Genomic DNA, 15,110 nt, shown 5'->3' on the forward strand with positions numbered 1-15,110 from the left:
TTCGCCGCCTGTGGACAGGATCTGTCGCGTTCAGGCAACTCAGCTGGCGTACATCGCCAACTTGCGCTGGATGAAATCGAGGAAACACTGGATACGCAGCGCCAGCTGGGTGTTGCGGTAATACACCGCATGAATCGGCTGGCGGTAGCCGTTGTTGGCTTCGCTCAGCAACACCTGCAGGCGCCCGGTGCGGATGTCCTCGTGGGTCATGAAGTGCGACAGGCTGACAATGCCCTCGCCGGCCAGCGCAAGTTGGCGCAAGGTTTCGCCGCTGGAGGCGATCAGCGACGGGCGGATGCTCCAGCGGTCACCCTGGGCATGGCGCAGAGGCCAGTGGTTGAGCGATTCGGGCTGGCTGAAGCCGAGCAGGCAGTGGTTGGCCAGGTCCTCGACCCGCTGCGGTGTGCCGTGCTGTTCGAGGTAGGCCGGGCTGGCCAGCACCTGTACCGGGCTGCACCCCAGGCTGCGCGCGTGCAGGCTGGAGTCGGCCAGTTCGCCGATGCGAATCGCCACATCGGTGCTCTGCTCCAGCAGGTCGATGATCAGGTCGTCGGTATTGAGCTCCAGTTCGATGCCAGGGTATTGGCGGCGGAACTCGCCGATCCACGGCAGGATGGCATGCAGCATGAACGGCGCGGCAGCGTTGATGCGCAGGCGCCCGGTGGGGGTCTGGCGGTTCATCGACAGGCGCTCTTCCATCTCGTCCATCTGCTCCAGGATCAGCCGCGCGCGTTCGAGGAAGAAGCGGCCCTCCTCGGTCAGGTCCATGCGCCGGGTGGTGCGGTTGACCAGTGTGGTGCCCAGCTTGCCCTCCAGGCGCGACAGGGTGCGGCTGACGGCAGACGGGGTCTGGCCTATCTGCTCGGCAGCGGCGGAAATCGAGCCGCTGTCGATGACGGCGACGAATACCTGAAGTTCTTCGGATCGGGTTTTCACATTTGCGCCTGTGGTTGGTCTCTGCAGGGATTAGATAGCCGCTTGTCGAGGCCAAGTCCAGCGGTGCCTGTACGGGCCTCTTCGCGGGTAAACCCGCTCCCACAAGTGCTGCGCGGTTCTCAAAGACTGTGGAGTACCTGTGGGAGCGGGTTTACCCGCGAAGAGGCCGGCACAGGTAGAACCTTACCGTGCCTTGCCGAATACCTTGTCCAGGTGCGCCTCATAGGCCGCCAAGGCAGCCGGCACATCCGGCCGCTTCATCACATCCACCGCCAGGAAAGTCGGCAGCCCGGTCATGCCGAGGAACTGGTTGGCCTTGTGGAACGGGAAATACACCGCATCCACACCCTTGCCCTCGAAGAAATCGCTCGGGTCGTCGAATGCCTGCTGCGGCGCATTCCAGGTCAGCGAAAGCATGTACTGCTTGCCATGCACCAGGCCACCGCTGCCGTACTTCTGCGAGTGGTCCGCACGGGTACGGCCATCGTTGGCATACAGGCTGCCGTGGCCTGCAGTGAACACGTCATCGACGTATTTCTTTACGGTCCATGGCGCGCCCATCCACCAGCCTGGCATCTGGTAGATCACCACATCGGCCCAGAGGAACTTCTCCACTTCTTCCCGGGCATCATAGCCACCGTCGATGAAGGTCTGGCGCACATCGAATCCCGCCCGGTCCAGATGAGCGATGGCCGCTTCATGCAAGGTCGCGTTGAGGCGACCATCGGAATGAGCGAACTGTTTACCACCGTTGAGCAAAAGGATCTTTTTCATGCGCGCCTCGCGGAAAATTCAGGCCGGCAGGTTAGGGGCTCGCGGGCACGGGATACAGGCATGCAGGGGCAAAATACAATTGACTTCAAGTCACGAATAAACAACACATTATTGCATTAGAATCGCATCACCTCCCATCACCGAGTAGCGACCCATGAGTGAGCAGTACGCCTTCATCCTCAAAGCCAAGACCCGCCCGGAAATGGCTGAAGCGTTCGAAACCCTGTTCCGCGCCTACGTCGAGCCAAGCCGCCAGGAGCCGGGCTGCATCGAGTACCACATGCTGCGCGACAAGCAGGACCCGAGCCTGTTCGTATTCTTCGAGGTGTGGGCCGACAAGGCCGCGCTGGATGTGCATTCGGCACTGCCGCACATGACCGCGTTCTTCGAAAAGCGCATGGACTACCTGGAGCGCGATTTCGACATCCAGATGATCGACATGCTCAGCGCCTCAAGCGCTAGCCGCTGATCAGCAGATGGCCGCCGAGTGCGGCCAGGCCGATGAAGAAGCACCGTTTGAACAGCAACGCGCTGATACGCTGACGCAGCCACTGGCCGGCCAGCATGCCGAGCAAGGCCGGCGCCAGCATCAGCAGCGAAGCACCCAGTGCCTGGCCACCCAGGGCATCCTGCCCGGCCAGGCCAATGGCCAAGGCCAGCGTCGAAACCGTGAACGACAGGCCCAGGGCCTGGATCATCTGCTCCCGGCTCAAGCCCAGGCTCTGCAGGTAGGGCACCGCCGGCATCACGAATACCCCGGTCGCGGCCGTGACCACGCCCGTAACCAGCCCGCAAAGCGGCCCCAGCCAACGCTCCCGCCCCGGCGCCAGGTGCAAGCCCGGGCCGACCAGCCCGTACAGCGCATACACCAGCAAGGCCGCGCCCAGTGCATGCACGGCCCACGGGCCGCTGTTGATCCCCAGCCAGGCGCTGCCGAGCACGGTACCGACGAAGATCATCGCCAGCATTGGCCCCAGGCGCACCAGCAACTCCCGCAGGTGCCCGCCGCTGGCCAACTGCCACAGATTGGTGAGGGTCGAGGGCACGATCAGCAACGCCGCAGCCTGCGCCGGTTGCATAGCCAGGCCCAGCAGGCCCATGGCGATGGTCGGCAGGCCGAGGCCGATCACCCCTTTCACCGCGCCGGCCAGCAGGAAGGTCATTACCACCAGCAGCGACAGCGCTGGGCCAATGTTCTGGTAGAAAGCTAGCAAGGTATTCATGGGCCGATGATGGCGTGCGCCGGCCAGGCTGAAAATCTGCCATATACTCAGCCAGACTCTTGCCAGGACAGAGCCACATGCATTTCGACCTGATCGACCTCAGGCTGTTCCAGCACACCCTGGAGTGCGGCAACATCACCGCCGGCGCCAGCCGCAGCCATCTGTCACTGGCGGCAGCCAGTGCGCGCATCCGTGCCATGGAGGCATCGCTGGGCATCCCTTTGCTGGAACGCAACCGCCGTGGCGTGCAACCAACTCCGGCCGGGCAGGCGCTGCTGCAGCATGCCCGGTTGATAACGCAGCAGGTCGAACGCCTGCAGTTCGACCTGGGCCAGTACGCGCAAGGGCAGCAGGGCCAGGTGCGCCTGCTGTGCAACACGGCGGCGCTCACGGAGTACCTGCCGGAACTGCTGGCCGGCTACCTGGCTGAAAACCCCGGGGTCAGCGTGGATGTGCAGGAGTTGCCGAGCTTGCGCATCGTGCAGTCGATTACCCAGGGCATGGCAGACCTGGGCATCGTGTCCACCGCTGCCCCCAGCGAGCACCTGCAGACCCGGCCGTTTCGCGACGACCCGCTGGTGCTGGTAACGCCGCTGCGCCACCCGTTGGCCAGCGAGGTCGCACCCAGCTTCATCGATAGCCTGGCCCATGGCTATGTCGGCCTGGGGGCCAGTAGTGCATTGGCGTTGTACCTGGAAGAGCAGGCGCTGCGCGAAGGGCGGCGCATGCGGGTTCGGGTGCGGGCCGAGGGGTTCGATGGGGTGATCCGCATGGTCGCGGGCGGGGCCGGGGTGGGGGTGGTGCCGCTGGCCGCGGTGAAGCGTTGGCAGGGGGTGCTGCCGTTGCACTGGGTGGCGCTGACGGAACCATGGGCCAACCGTCGGTTGCTGGTATGTGCACGGGATTTTGCGGCATTGCCGGGGTATGCCGCAGGGTTGGTAACCACCCTCACCCGCTGACGGACTGGATGGCACGGGCTTCGCCCGTGTTCGCGGGTGAACCCGCTCCCACAGGTATGCGCTGTCTCTCAGATTGACACAGTACCTGTGGGAGCGGGTTTACCCGCGAAGAATGCTCACACACAATGGTGCCCTAACGACCCACCGAAAAGGACTTTCCAGTGGCATCGATCTACCAGCTCAAACCGCGCTTCCAGGCCCTGCTCCGCCCAGCAGTCCAGCGCCTTTACGACCGCGGTGTCAGCGCCAACCAGGTCACCGTCGCCGCGGCCCTGCTGTCAGTCCTGCTGGGCCTGCTGCTGGCCGCCCTGCCCCATCTCACCTGGCTGTTCATCCTGGTACCGGTCTGGATGCTGCTGCGCATGGCGCTGAACGCCGTCGACGGCATGCTCGCCCGGGAATTCGGCCAGCAATCCACCCTCGGCGCCTACCTCAACGAACTCTGCGACGTGATCGCCGACGCCGCGCTGTACCTGCCCTTCGCCCTGCTGGTCGGTGTCTCGCCAACCTTGGTCGTACTCGTAGTGCTCAGCGCCACCTTCAGCGAATACGCCGGTGTCATGGGCCCGCTGGCCGGCGCCTCAAGGCGCTACGACGGGCCCATGGGCAAGAGCGACCGGGCCTTTGCCTTCGGTGTGCTGGGCACCGGTGTCGCCTTCGGCCTGCTGAATGGCACCTGGGTCAACGGCTTGTTGCTGGTCATCCTCGCACTCTCGCTCTATACCCTCTACAACCGGGTTCGCCAAGGGCTGGCCGAAACCCGCTGAGCCCACTGCCGTCGCAAAAGGATGTCGACCATGCGCCAAGCGCAAGCGCTGCACTTCTCCACCCATGACGGCGTCGAGCTGCACTACCGTCACTGGCCTGCCACCCGCAACCAACACCAGCCACGCCGGGCCGTGGTGATGTTCCACCGCGGTCACGAACACGGCGGGCGCATGGCCCACCTGGCCGATGAACTGGACATGCCAGGCTACGATTTCTTCGCCTGGGATGCCCGTGGCCACGGCCAGTCGCCGGGCGCGCGCGGCGACAGCCCGGGGTTCGCCACCAGCGTGCGCGATGTGCAGACCTTCATCGAGCATATCCAGGCCCGCCACGGTATCGCCGAACAGGACCTGGTGGTGCTGGCGCAGAGCGTCGGGGCCGTGCTGGTCGCCACCTGGGCCCACGACTACGCGCCCAAGGTGCGCTGCCTGGTGCTGGCCTCGCCAGCGTTCAAGGTCAAACTGTACGTGCCGTTCGCCCGCACCGGCCTGAAGCTGCTGAAGGCCCTGCGCGGCAACTTCTTCGTCAACAGCTACGTCAAGCCTCGCCTGCTTACCCACGACCCTGAGCGGGTCATGTCGTACGTGGCCGACCCGCTGATCAGCCGGCCGATTTCGGTGACCATGCTGCTGGGCCTGTACGAAGCCGCCGACCGGGTGGTGGCGGACGCCCAGGCCATTCAGCTGCCGACCCAGCTGCTGGTATCCGGTGCCGACTTCGTGGTCGAACGCCAGCCGCAGGAACGCTTCTTCGAACGCCTGGGCAGTGCGCGCAAGGAAATGCACATCCTGCCAGGCTTCTTCCATGACACCCTTGGCGAGCGTGATCGGGCCCATGCCCTGCGGCGCATCGAGCGGTTTGTCGAACATTGCTTCGCCAGCCCCGCCGCCCTGCCATCGCTGCTCGATGCCGACAAGACCGGCGCCAGCTGCGCCGAGGCCGAAAGCCTGGCCGCACCGCTACCGCGCAACTCGCCCCGCGACCTTTACTGGCGTGCTACCCGCGCCGGGCTACGCCTGGGCAAAGGGCTGTCCGAAGGGGTGAAGCTGGGTTTCGACACCGGTTTCGATTCGGGCAGTACCCTCGACTACGTGTACCGCAACCAGCCGACCGGCAAAGGCAAGCTCGGCCGCCTGGTCGACCAGAACTACCTCAACGCCATCGGCTGGCGCGGCATCCGCCAGCGCAAGCTGCACGTAGAGGAACTGCTGCGCCTGGCCATCGCCCACCTGCGCGAACAGCAACGGCCGGTGCACATTGTCGATATCGCCGCCGGTCATGGCCGCTACATCCTCGAGGCCCTGCAGGAACTCGAACAGCTGCCGGACTCGGTCCTGCTGCGCGACTACAGCGAACTGAACGTGCAGCAAGGCAGCGCACTGATCGCCGAAAAGGGCCTGGCCGACATCGCCCGCTTCGTCCACGGCGATGCCTTCGACCGCCAGAGCCTGGCCACCCTGGAACAACCTCCGACCCTGGCCGTGGTCTCCGGCTTGTACGAGCTGTTCGCCAGCAACCAGTTGGTGGGCAACTCGCTGGCGGGCCTGGCGGACGCGCTGGAGGATGGCGGCTACCTGGTCTACACCGGCCAGCCGTGGCACCCGCAACTGGAAATGATCGCCCGCGCCCTCACCAGCCACCGCGGCGGCGAAGCCTGGGTGATGCGCCGCCGCAGCCAGGCCGAAATGGACCAGCTGGTAGAGGCGGCGGGCTTCCGCAAGCTGGCCCAGCGCATCGATGAATGGGGCATTTTCAGCGTCAGCCTGGCACAACGGGTGCGCTGAATGAGCCCATCACGCGAGCCAGGGCTGATCCGCCGAGGCGTGTTCTGGCTTCTGCTGCTGGGGCCGCTGTTTTTCCTCAGCTACGGGTTGGCGAACAATCACACGGCCGGGCGCAGTGATGTCGGCAGCCTGGTGTTTGGCTGGGAACGCAACATGCCGCTGTGGCCGTGGACGATCATCCCGTACTGGTCGATCGACCTGCTCTACGGCTTGTCCTTCCTGCTGCCGCGCACGCGCCAGGAAATGGACCGGCACGCGCTGGCGCTGCTCACCGCGCAACTGATCAGCGTCAGCTGCTTCCTGCTCTGGCCGCTGCGCTTCACCTTCGAGCGGCCGGAACTGGGCGGGGTATTCGGCTGGATGTTCGATGTGCTGATGGGCTTCGACCAGCCGTTCAACCAGGCGCCTTCGCTGCATATTGCCCTGCTGGTGATCATCTGGACGATGTTTGCCCGGCACGTGCAGCGCCAGCCCTGGCGTTGGCTGATGCACGGCTGGATGGCACTGATCGGGGTATCGGTGCTGACCACCTGGCAGCACCATTTCGTCGATGTTCCCACAGGGGCATTGGCCGGGTTTGTCTGCGTCTGGTTGTGGCCATATCGGGGGCCGCTGCCGTGGCAGCAGGTAAGCCTTGCGCGGGATGCCAAGCGTTGGCGGTTGGCGTTGTTCTATACAGTGGGTGGGCTGCTGTGCGCAGTGCCTGCCGTTACGTTCGGCGGTACCTGGCTGTGGTTGAGCTGGCCGGCCGTGTCGCTGGTTTTGGTGGCGCTGAACTATGCCGTGCTCGGCGCAGGCGGGTTCCAGAAAGGCGCCGATGGGCGCTTGTCGAATGCAGCCAGCTGGCTGCTGGCGCCGTACCTGGTGGGGGCGTGGGTCAATTCGCGGCTATGGACCTGGCGGCATCCGCAGGCGGATGAAGTGTGTGAAGGCGTCTACCTGGGGCGGATTCCAGGGCATGGCGCGCAGTTCGCTGCGGTGGTCGATTTGTGTGCAGAGCTACCGTGCATTGTTGGCCGCCCTGTCGCAGACACTTGTGGGAGCGGCCTTGTGTCGCGAAAGGGCGCTCCCACAGGGTCCGCGTCAGCCGGTCAGGCAGCGCATGGCTACGCATGTTTTCCTACCCTGGACCTGATCGCCCCGGAAAGCCCATTGCTGCACCAGGCCGCCATCGCCATCGAACGCCTGCGCTCCCAAGGCCCGGTACTGGTCTGCTGCGCCCTGGGCTATTCGCGCAGCGCCAGCGCCGTGGCCGCCTGGCTGGTACTCACAGGCCGCTGCAGTGATGCTCGCCAGGCCGAAGCGCTGATCCGCAAGGCCCGCCCCGGCGTGGTCCTGCACAGCGCACATCGCCAAGCCTTGCAACAGCTAGGGACACAACCATGACGCTGTATGTGGTGGCCAGCCTGCTGGGCCGTGGCAAACAACTGGAACGCCTGTCGGACGGCCTCACCTTGCTGGCCCTGGCCTACGGCCTGGCGCCCTTGCTGGGTGCCCAGTTGCAACCGCTGGCCAGCCTGCTGTGCATTGCGCTGCTGGTACTCGGCGTACTGCACAAGTACTGGGCCATCCGCGTCGCCGTGGATGCCGAACTGTTCGCCTACCTGGCCGCTAGCCGCGACCTGGCGGCAGACACCCAGGCCCTGGACCGCGCCTTGTTCGAGCTGAAACTCAAACCGCAGGCCGCCGACGCCCGCGCCTGGCCTGCCCGCAGCCAGGCCGCGCTGGCCCTGTTACGCCGCCAGGCAGTGTGCCTGGGCCTGCAGCTGTCGCTGGCGCTGGCTACCCTGCTGACACTGCCTTTGAAGGGATGACTACCGATCCATGCTCGCCAACCTGACCGCCTACCTCATCACTTCCGCCGCCCGTCTGATCACCGGCGCCCGTGCCCTGTGGCTGGGTTGTACGCCGCTGCCAGTGCAGCGCCTGTACTTCGCCAACCACAGCAGCCATGGCGACTTCGTACTGCTGTGGGCCTCGCTGCCACAGCCGCTGCGCAAGCGTACCCGTCCGGTAGCCGGTGCCGATTACTGGGCCAGGCCGGGCATTCGCGATTTTCTTATCCGCAAGGTCTTCAATGGTGTGCTGATCAACCGACAGCACAGCGCCGGCCAGGGCAGCCCGTTGCAGCCGATCCTCGAAGCCGTGGCCCAGGGCGACTCGCTGATCTTCTTCCCGGAGGGTACCCGCAATCTCGGCGACGAGCCGCTGATGCCGTTCAGGAGTGGGCTGTACCACCTGGCAGCAGCCAACCCCGACGTCGAGCTGGTGCCGGTGTGGATCGCCAACCTGAACCGGGTGATGCCCAAGGGCCGCGCCCTGCCATTGCCGTTGCTGTGCACATTGAGCTTTGGCGAACCGCTGCACCTGCAGCCGGATGAAAGCAAGCCAGCCTTCCTCGAGCGGGCCAGCCAGGCCCTGCTGAACCTGGCCCCCAAGGATGCCTGAGATGGACGACAACACCCTTTCCCTGTTCGCCGGCATCGGCGCCCTGCTGCTGCTCGCCAGCGTGATCGGCCGCCTGCTCAAATGGCGCGCCGGCCCGGCCCCGCACGCGGTGATCGACAACCTCAACGCCCGCATCAACGCCTGGTGGGTGATGGTGCTGGTGATCGGCATCGCCTTTGTGTTCGGCAAGTACGGCGTGATCGTGCTGTTCTACGGCGTATCGTTCTACGCCCTGCGCGAGTTCATGACCCTCACCCCGACCCGGCGCAGTGACTACCCGGCACTGGTGGCGGCGTTCTATGTGGCACTGCCGGTGCAGTACGTGCTGATCGCCATGGACTGGTACGGCCTGTTCAGCATCTTCATCCCGGTGTACCTGTTCCTGTTGCTGCCGATCCTGGCCAGCTTCGGCGGCGACACCACGCGCTTTCTCGAGCGCGCCTCGAAGGTGCAGTGGGGGCTGATGATCGCGGTGTACTGCGTGTCATCGGTGCCGGCATTGATGACCCTGGACATCCCGGGTTACGAGGGCCGCAACCTGCTGCTGATCGCCTGGCTGATCCTGGTGGTGCAGATCAGCGACGTGCTGCAGTACGTGTGCGGCAAGCTGTTCGGCAAGCACAAGGTGGCGCCCAACCTGTCGCCGTCCAAGACCGTCGAAGGGCTGGCCGGTGGCGTGGCCCTGGCCACCCTGATCGGCGCGCTGCTGTGCTGGATCACCCCGTTCACCTTCTGGCAGGCCGCGCTGATGGCGCTGGCGGTAAACGCCATGGGCTTCTTCGGCGGGCTGGTGATGTCGGCGATCAAGCGCGACCGCGGGGTGAAGGACTGGGGGCACATGATCGAAGGCCACGGCGGCATGCTCGACCGTATGGATTCGGTGTGCTTTGCCGCGCCGGTGTTCTTCCACTTTGTGCGGTATTGGTGGGCTTAGTATGTGTTCACCTTTGGTTTTCTAGTGCCTGCAAGATCGAGCGCCGCCCGCGCGGCGCATCGCGAGCTGCGCTCGCTCCTACGTTTGTTTCGGGCCAATTATTCCTGGGGGATTTGCGCGCGAACGCTTTGGCGCATGGCTTGATATCGCGTCGTACAAACAAGGCGGTCGCGCGCGCCTGTCATAGGCGTTACTGGCCCGAAACAAACGTAGGAGCGAGCGCAGCTCGCGATGCGCCGCGCGGGCGGCGCTCGATTTACGCATCACCTCAAAACTCAAGACTGACATCTGGTAGCCTTGAGCCTATCTTCCGACGAGCACATCGCCGGTTGCTAATTCCCACCACTCCGTGAAGAACGTTTACCCCCTGGGTATCCCCGATCGTTTCAACCGGCTACTTGAGGTACGACCGCAGCAACGCCGCCACCTTGTCCGCCTCGTCCTGCCGTTGCTCGGCACTTAGCCCGTCCGCCACCAGGTGTTCGCGGATATGCCCTTCCATCACTTCGGCCATCAGCCCGTTCACCGCGCCGCGCACGGCGGCGATCTGCTGCAGGATCGCCAGGCAGTCCTTGTCCTGCTCCAGCGCTGTCTCCAGGGCAGCGGCCTGGCCTTTGATCTTGCGCACCCGGGTCAGCAGTTGCTTCTTGCTCTTCAGGGTATGTGCCATTGGGTTCCACACCATGCTAGGTATACTGGGGTATAGTATATTTCTCGATGTTCCGGGAGCATGATAAACCATGGCGACACAAACCTCAGACCGCTGGCAGCACAGCCACCAGTTCCATACCAGCAACCTGGGCGCCGAGCGCAAGACGCGCCTGGCGGTGTGGCTGACCGCGGTGATGATGGTGGCGGAAATTACCGGGGGCTGGTTCTTCAATTCCATGGCGTTGCTGGCCGACGGCTGGCACATGAGTTCCCATGCCCTGGCCTTGGGCCTGTCGCTGCTGGCCTACGCCGCCGCTCGGCGCTATGCCGGCGACCGGCGCTTTGCCTTCGGCACCTGGAAGATCGAGATTCTCGGCGGCTACTCCAGCGCCCTGCTGTTACTGGGCGTGGCCGGGCTGATGGCGTTCCAGTCGGTGGAGCGCCTGCTGACACCGGGGCCGATCCACTATGACGAGGCGATCTTCATCGCCGCCGTGGGCCTGGCCGTCAACCTGATCTGTGCCTGGCTGCTGCGTGACGACCATCACCATCACGATCATCACCACCATGGCCATGATCATCACCACGACCACGGCCACCATCACCACGACCTGAACCTGCGCTCGGCCTACCTGCATGTGATGGCCGACGCCGCTACCTCGGTGCTGGCGATCGTCGCCCTGCTGGCCGGCAAGTACTGGGGCGCCGGCTGGCTCGACCCGGTCATGGGCCTGGTCGGTGCGCTGCTGGTGGCGCTGTGGGCCCGTGGCCTGCTGCGCGATACCGGGCGGGTGCTGCTGGATGCGGAGATGGATGCGCCGGTGGTGGAAGAAATCCGTGAAGTGGTGGCGCAGCTGCCAGTGCCGGCCAGCATCACCGACCTGCACGTGTGGCGCGTGGGCAAGGACCAGTACGCCTGCATTCTCGGCCTGGCCGCCCGGGCCGAGCTCAGCGCCGACAGCGTGCGCATGGCCCTGGGCGTACACGAAGAACTGGCGCACATCACCGTCGAGGTCAACCGCCTGGCATAGCGCGACCAGACAGCTGGACGTCGAGCCCAGGCAACTGCGGCTCGGCCGATGGCCCTATGGTGACGAGTCATTCAGCCAGTCACCAGGAGTTGTGCCATGTCCGATTTCATCACCGTCCTGCGCGAAACCTGCCCGACACCGGTCGTGGACGCCACCAAGTGGAAGCGCATCGGCGGCGATCCGCACACCGTCAACCTCAACGCCTACCTGTCGGCCGACGGCAGCAAGATCATGGGCACCTGGATCTGCACCCCGGGCAAGTTCGAGGTCAACTATGAGAAGTGGGAGTTCTGCCACTTCCTCGATGGCTACTGCATCATCACCCCGGAAGGCGAAGAGCCGAAGCACCTGAAAGCGGGTGATGTGTTCGTGATCGAGCCGGGAATGAAAGGCACCTGGGAAGTGGTCGAGACTGTGCGCAAGTACTTCGTCTTTGCCTGATTCATAAGCGGACCTTGGTTTGGGTCATGTGGGATGAGCGAAAATTCCCACATGACTCTGCTCGCAATTAAACATGATGACCAAAGGAACCAAGAGCTGAATAACAACCATCCTATTGCAAGGATAACAGTTACATTTTTTGACATATGAATTCAGCTTTCCCCCTTCATTTGTAGTCCATTTCTGAACTGCACCTCTTCATCCCCTGAAGCATTGCCCCCGATTCATCGCAGGCCTAGGCTCTGAAAATCAGCCGGGGCGTCGGGCAGCAATACCCAATTGATTCAATTGTCAGGGAGAAGAAAACATGGCTTTCGACGCCTACATTCAAATCGACAACATTCCAGGTGAAGCACTGGACGCGCAATACAGTAAATGGATCGAAGTGCTTGGCTACGACTTCGGGGTCAGCCAAAGCACATCCGCCACTGCAAGCTCCGCTGGCGGCGCTACTTCCGGACGGACCTCTGTCACCAACTTCACTTTCACCAAATACCTCGACAGTGCCAGTTGCAAACTGATGGAAGCCAGTTGCACCGGGCAACATCTCAAGGAAGTGAAACTGGCACTCTGCCGCGCGGGTGGTGACAAACTCAAGTACTACGAAATCATCCTCGAGGAAGTGATCATCGCCGAGTATTCGCAAAGCGTGGACACCGGCGTACCGCTGGAAGTGGTGCAGCTCAACTACGGCCGGATCAAGACCACCTATACCCAGCAACGCCGCATTGATGGCGCCGGTGGCGGCAATATCGCCGGCGGCTGGGACCGGATCGGCAACAAGAAATACGCGTGAGGACAAGGCTATGTCTGAAGCCCGGGCGTTTCTCAATCTCAAGCTGCAAAACTATCATAGGCTGAAATCCGACCTGGCGCTGGCCGGTCATTCCCTGGAAAAGTTTGACGTGCTGAATTCGCACATCGCCAATACTGTGGTCCGTAGCGGTGAACTTATCATCATCGGCGATCCCACCACGGCTTCCTGCACCAGCCAGGAAGCCTGGATGATGAGACAGGCGACAATTGCGCACATGGGGCTGATGCGCAACGGCCAAGGTGTGGATAACTTTTTCCTGGACAATTTCGAGACCTTGAAGAGCCTCATCGCGCATGCATCTGTGGGCGCTGGTGTAGTCAGTGAAGGGTGGAGCAAGCACCTGAAAGCCATCGAGGCCACCTTGATGGATATCGAGAAGCTGCATCAACAGCATCTCGGGTCAGGGGCCATGGCGGCTCGCGATCAGTTCTATGCAAAGCGTGCCGTCTTGTTCATGAAGTTGGATGAGCAGCTGAACAAGCTGGCTGCTTACGGTTCCGGGATAAGGAACAAAGGCTCGATCAAAAGGACGCTGGGGATATCCACAAAGAGTTATTTGCATACCGGCGAGATTGCAGGATATGCCAACAAAGTCTCAGGCGTGGCGACGGCTGCTAATTTGATCAAGAAAGGAACGTATGTAGGGATTGCATTAGACGTCGCTGCCACGGGACTGGAGATACATAAAGCCTGTACGCTCGGACGCGAGGAGGAATGCAAAAAGGCGCATTATGTCGAGGTTAGTTCATTAACCTTGGGCTTGTTGGGTACTACTGCTGGGGCAGCCAGTGGCAAGCTTCTTCTTGGTGCTGCTTGCAGCGTGGTGTTTGGCGTAGCGACAGGTGGAACCGGAGCACTCGCTTGTGGGATATTCGGCGGTACAGTGGGGGGAATGGCAGGCGGAAAATTTGGGAATGAAGCAGGCGCCTGGGCTGGGGAACTTCTATACGAGGCAGTAGCAACATGACAATCATGCACTGGATTTTTTTAGTCTACAGCATGACAGTCACAACTTTACTTTTCTTGAACCTGGCATTAACAATATATATCGCTCACCGCAAAATTGATTACATTGAAGGATTTTTATTAAATTGCAATGCAATAACCGGCGAAAAGAAACTCTGGCTACATGCTGGCTTGATGGGAAAATTCTTTCGACTAACGAATATATCATTCATACTGCTCACTCCTAAAATCTATGCACGAAAAAACCTCATTGACATCAAGGAAATAAATAATCTACCTTCAAAAATCAAGACCCTCCTAATCTTCATGGGCTCCTCGCTTTTGATATTGACTATCGCATTTTTTGGTTTGGGAGTTTTCATGTATTACTTACCCCCCTTGCCTAAATAATGCTCAAAAAACATCGCAGTACGGGCCCCCTCCCCTCTGGTGCGCAGTTACAGAGGGAAGGCCGCCCGGCCCGCGATAAAGTCCTCGCTCGTCAATCCTTCTTACGATAACCCTCGACGATCGCCGAGAAGTCCTTGCCACCCTCGCCGCGCAGGCTCATGGCCTGGTACAGCTGCTGGGCCACGGCCCCCAGGATCACCGGTTGATGTGCCTGGCGTGCTGCCTCGGTGGCCAGCCCCAGGTCCTTGAGCATCAGCTCGGCGCCAAAGCCACCGGTATAGCCACGCGAGGCCGGCGCGGTTTCGATGATGCCCGGCCACGGGTTGTAGGTGTCCGAGCTCCAGCAACGCCCGGTCGAACTGTTGATGATACCGGCCAGCACCTTGGTGTCGATGCCCAGCGCGTTGCCCAGGGCCATGGCCTCGGACACGCCGATCATCGAGATGCCCAGCAGCAGGTTGTTGCAGATCTTGGCAATCTGCCCGGTGCCGACTTCACCGCAGTGCACGATGTTGCGGCCCATCTGCTCCAGTACCGGCTTGAGGGTGGCGAACAACTCGGCGCTGGCACCCACCATGAAGGTCAGGGTGCCTGCCGCCGCGCCGCCAGTGCCACCGGACACCGGCGCATCACCCATGTCCACGCCCTTGGCCGCTGCGGCCTTGGACACATCACGCGCAGTCTGCGGGTCGATGGTGCTGCAATCCACGGTCGGCGTGCCCGGGCGAATGCCTGCCAGCACACCGTCTTCGTTCAGGTACACGCTGCGCACATGCGCAGCAGCCGGCAGCATGGTGATCACCAGCTCGCTGTTGGCCGCCGCGTCCTTGGGCGAGGGGCTGACCTGCCCGCCCAGTTCTGCCAGCTCGGCCAGCACGACCTTGTTCAGGTCGAACAGGTTCAGTTGGTGCCCGGCCTTGATCAGGTTGCGGGCCATGGGTGCGCCCATGTTGCCGAGGCCGATGAATGCGATACGCATGACTGTCTC

The 15,110-nt window shown here is 62.7% G+C and carries 17 protein-coding genes; 12 read left to right on the forward strand and 5 right to left on the reverse strand.

All coding sequences use genetic code 11. The annotated features are described in order from the left end of the window. Window positions 1-39: 39 nt before the first annotated feature. Together MKK04_RS22605 and MKK04_RS22610 are read right to left on the reverse strand one after the other, a co-directional pair. A complete protein-coding gene (locus MKK04_RS22605) occupies window positions 40-936 on the reverse strand; it encodes a LysR substrate-binding domain-containing protein (protein ID WP_063913416.1) in 897 nt (298 codons plus the stop codon). Between the two features lie 183 nt (window positions 937-1,119). Next, entirely contained in the window at window positions 1,120-1,710 is a 591-nt protein-coding gene (locus tag MKK04_RS22610) for an NAD(P)H-dependent oxidoreductase (RefSeq protein WP_233687086.1), read from the reverse strand. A gap of 154 nt (window positions 1,711-1,864) precedes the next feature. On the opposite strand from MKK04_RS22610, the gene MKK04_RS22615 reads away from it, so the two are divergent. Continuing rightward, a complete protein-coding gene (locus tag MKK04_RS22615) occupies window positions 1,865-2,179 on the forward strand; it encodes a putative quinol monooxygenase (RefSeq protein ID WP_063913418.1) in 315 nt (104 codons plus the stop codon). Here the strand turns inward: MKK04_RS22615 and MKK04_RS22620 are convergent. Beyond that, window positions 2,169-2,933: a sulfite exporter TauE/SafE family protein gene (locus tag MKK04_RS22620; RefSeq protein WP_207837847.1), complete on the reverse strand. Its 765-nt coding sequence runs from the start codon at window positions 2,931-2,933 to the stop codon at window positions 2,169-2,171. The genes MKK04_RS22615 and MKK04_RS22620 overlap by 11 nt on opposite strands. 77 nt (window positions 2,934-3,010) lie before the next feature. Here MKK04_RS22620 and MKK04_RS22625 point away from each other — a divergent pair, with 77 nt between their 5' ends. The 7 genes from MKK04_RS22625 (at window position 3,011) to MKK04_RS22655 (ending at window position 9,826) form a co-directional block, all read left to right on the forward strand. Beyond that, window positions 3,011-3,892, forward strand: a complete 882-nt coding sequence (locus MKK04_RS22625; RefSeq protein WP_241106003.1) for a LysR substrate-binding domain-containing protein — start codon at window positions 3,011-3,013, stop codon at window positions 3,890-3,892. 161 nt (window positions 3,893-4,053) lie between these two features. Next, window positions 4,054-4,659, forward strand: a complete 606-nt coding sequence (locus MKK04_RS22630) for a CDP-alcohol phosphatidyltransferase family protein (protein WP_233694098.1) — start codon at window positions 4,054-4,056, stop codon at window positions 4,657-4,659. A 30-nt stretch (window positions 4,660-4,689) separates the two neighbouring features. Continuing rightward, window positions 4,690-6,444 (forward strand): bifunctional alpha/beta hydrolase/class I SAM-dependent methyltransferase, encoded by a 1,755-nt coding sequence (locus MKK04_RS22635; protein ID WP_207837855.1) that lies wholly within the window; start codon window positions 4,690-4,692, stop codon window positions 6,442-6,444. After that, complete coding sequence (locus MKK04_RS22640) at window positions 6,445-7,830, forward strand: phosphatase PAP2/dual specificity phosphatase family protein (protein ID WP_233687089.1); 1,386 nt, start codon at window positions 6,445-6,447, stop codon at window positions 7,828-7,830. Next, a complete protein-coding gene (locus tag MKK04_RS22645) occupies window positions 7,827-8,258 on the forward strand; it encodes a hypothetical protein (protein WP_233687090.1) in 432 nt (143 codons plus the stop codon). The genes MKK04_RS22640 and MKK04_RS22645 overlap by 4 nt, the downstream gene beginning before the upstream one ends. 10 nt (window positions 8,259-8,268) lie before the next feature. Beyond that, window positions 8,269-8,892 (forward strand): lysophospholipid acyltransferase family protein, encoded by a 624-nt coding sequence (locus MKK04_RS22650; protein ID WP_087503209.1) that lies wholly within the window; start codon window positions 8,269-8,271, stop codon window positions 8,890-8,892. Window position 8,893: 1 nt separating this feature from the next. Continuing rightward, window positions 8,894-9,826, forward strand: a complete 933-nt coding sequence (locus MKK04_RS22655) for a phosphatidate cytidylyltransferase (RefSeq protein ID WP_063913426.1) — start codon at window positions 8,894-8,896, stop codon at window positions 9,824-9,826. Window positions 9,827-10,220: 394 nt separating this feature from the next. On the opposite strand, the gene MKK04_RS22660 is transcribed toward MKK04_RS22655, so the two are convergent. Beyond that, window positions 10,221-10,496, reverse strand: coding sequence for a metal/formaldehyde-sensitive transcriptional repressor (locus MKK04_RS22660; protein ID WP_207837861.1), 276 nt, complete (start codon window positions 10,494-10,496; stop codon window positions 10,221-10,223). 70 nt (window positions 10,497-10,566) lie between these two features. Here MKK04_RS22660 and dmeF point away from each other — a divergent pair, with 70 nt between their 5' ends. The 4 genes from dmeF to MKK04_RS22680 all read left to right on the forward strand — a co-directional run bounded on the left by dmeF (window position 10,567) and on the right by MKK04_RS22680 (window position 13,733). Then, window positions 10,567-11,508, forward strand: coding sequence for a CDF family Co(II)/Ni(II) efflux transporter DmeF (dmeF, locus tag MKK04_RS22665; protein ID WP_207837868.1), 942 nt, complete (start codon window positions 10,567-10,569; stop codon window positions 11,506-11,508). A 96-nt stretch (window positions 11,509-11,604) separates the two neighbouring features. Continuing rightward, window positions 11,605-11,949, forward strand: a complete 345-nt coding sequence (locus MKK04_RS22670; protein WP_003258412.1) for a cupin domain-containing protein — start codon at window positions 11,605-11,607, stop codon at window positions 11,947-11,949. A 307-nt stretch (window positions 11,950-12,256) separates the two neighbouring features. Then, entirely contained in the window at window positions 12,257-12,745 is a 489-nt protein-coding gene (locus tag MKK04_RS22675) for an Hcp family type VI secretion system effector (protein WP_207837871.1), read from the forward strand. Between the two features lie 10 nt (window positions 12,746-12,755). Continuing rightward, window positions 12,756-13,733 (forward strand): hypothetical protein, encoded by a 978-nt coding sequence (locus tag MKK04_RS22680; RefSeq protein WP_241106004.1) that lies wholly within the window; start codon window positions 12,756-12,758, stop codon window positions 13,731-13,733. Between the two features lie 480 nt (window positions 13,734-14,213). Here MKK04_RS22680 and mmsB read toward each other — a convergent pair whose 3' ends face one another. Next, window positions 14,214-15,101, reverse strand: a complete 888-nt coding sequence (mmsB, locus tag MKK04_RS22685) for a 3-hydroxyisobutyrate dehydrogenase (RefSeq protein WP_063913429.1) — start codon at window positions 15,099-15,101, stop codon at window positions 14,214-14,216. Window positions 15,102-15,110 lie beyond the last annotated feature (9 nt).

Origin of the sequence: Pseudomonas sp. LS.1a (assembly GCF_022533585.1) — a bacterium.
Classification (GTDB): domain Bacteria; phylum Pseudomonadota; class Gammaproteobacteria; order Pseudomonadales; family Pseudomonadaceae; genus Aquipseudomonas.